Genomic DNA, 1426 nt, shown 5'->3' with positions numbered 1-1426 from the left:
GGCTCTTCGCAGTTGAGGGTGTAGCCCGGGACCGCCGGCTGGTTCGCGGATAGGCGTCGAGGTCTTCCAGGATGGAAGTTCTCACGCTCACCATCCGCCGGAAGACCTCGACTTGCACCACCCTACGTTCGCGACCCCTGACCTGACCACGTTCTGCCGTCTCGACGAGCTCGGCCTTCAAGCCGTCGGGCAGCTGCTCGAGCCTGATCGGGCGGTGCTGGAGTGCCGCGTCGTCGAGGACGACCCGTGGTGTCGGAAGTGCGGCGCGGAGGGCGTGCCGCGTGACACGGTGACGCGGCCGCTGGCGCATGAGCCGTTCGGGCATCGGCCGACGACGCTGCTGGTCCGGGTGCGCCGCTACCGGTGCACGCACTGCCGCCGGACCTGGCGGCAGGACACGTCGAAGGCGGCGGCGCCGAGGGAGAAGATCTCCCGCGGCGGGATCGGGTGGGCACTCACGGCGATCGTGGTCGACCACCTCACCGTCTCCCGCGCCGCAGCAGGGCTCGGGGTGTCGTGGCATACCGCGAACACCGCGATCATCGCCGAAGGCAAGCGTCGCCTGATCGACGACCCGGCGAGGTTCGACGGGGTCACCACGATCGGTGTCGACGAGCACGTCTGGCGTCACACACGGTTTGGCGAGAAGTACGTGACCGTGATCATCGACCTCACCCCCACGAGGAACAAGACGGGCCCGGCCAGGCTGCTGGACATGGTCGAGGGCCGCTCGAAGCAGGTGTTCAAGGAGTGGCTCGCCGCCCGGCCTGCGGAGTGGTCGAGCCGGATCGAGGTGGTCGCGATGGACGGGTTCTCCGGGTTCAAGACCGCCGCGGCCGAAGAGCTCCCCGACGCGGTCCCGGTGATGGACCCGTTCCACGTCGTCCGCCTCGCCGGCGACGCGCTCGACCGGACCAGGCAGCGCGTCCAACAAGACACCCTCGGGCACCGCGGTCACGCCGGCGACCCGCTCTACGGGGTCCGCCGCACCCTCCACACCGGCGCGAGCTTCCTCACCGAGAAGCAGACCGCGCGGCTCGACGCGGTGTTCGCCGCCGAGGAGCACGTCGAGGTCGAAGCGACCTGGGGCATCTACCAGCGCATCGTCGCCGCCTACCGCGAACCCGACAAGAACAAGGCGAAGGAGATGATGCGGGCGGTGATCGACTCTGTCAGCAACGGCGTCCCCGCGCTGCTCAAAGAGGTCCGTCGCCTCGGCCGCACACTGAAGCAGCGCGCCGCGGACATCCTCGCGTTCTTCGACCGCCCCGGAACGAGCAACGGCCCAACGGAGGCCATCAACGGCCGGCTCGAGCACCTTCGCGGTTCCGCCCTCGGCTTCCGGAACCTCACGCACTACGTCGCCAGATCGCTCCTCGAAGCCGGCGGATTCAGACCGCTCCTACACTCTCATTCGCGATGAGCC

Annotated in this window: 1 protein-coding gene; it reads left to right on the top strand. The window is 69.1% G+C overall.

Annotated elements, in window-relative coordinates:
* The first annotated feature begins 112 nt into the window (after positions 1-112).
* A complete protein-coding gene (locus AX744_RS01205; RefSeq protein ID WP_061015172.1) occupies positions 113-1423 on the top strand; it encodes an ISL3-like element ISPfr18 family transposase in 1311 nt (436 codons plus the stop codon).
* Positions 1424-1426 lie beyond the last annotated feature (3 nt).

Source organism: Microbacterium sp. CCH5-D1, assembly GCF_001557335.1.
Classification (GTDB): Bacteria; Actinomycetota; Actinomycetes; order Actinomycetales; family Microbacteriaceae; genus Microbacterium; species Microbacterium oxydans.
This window is presented reverse-complemented; position numbering and strand designations above follow the sequence as displayed.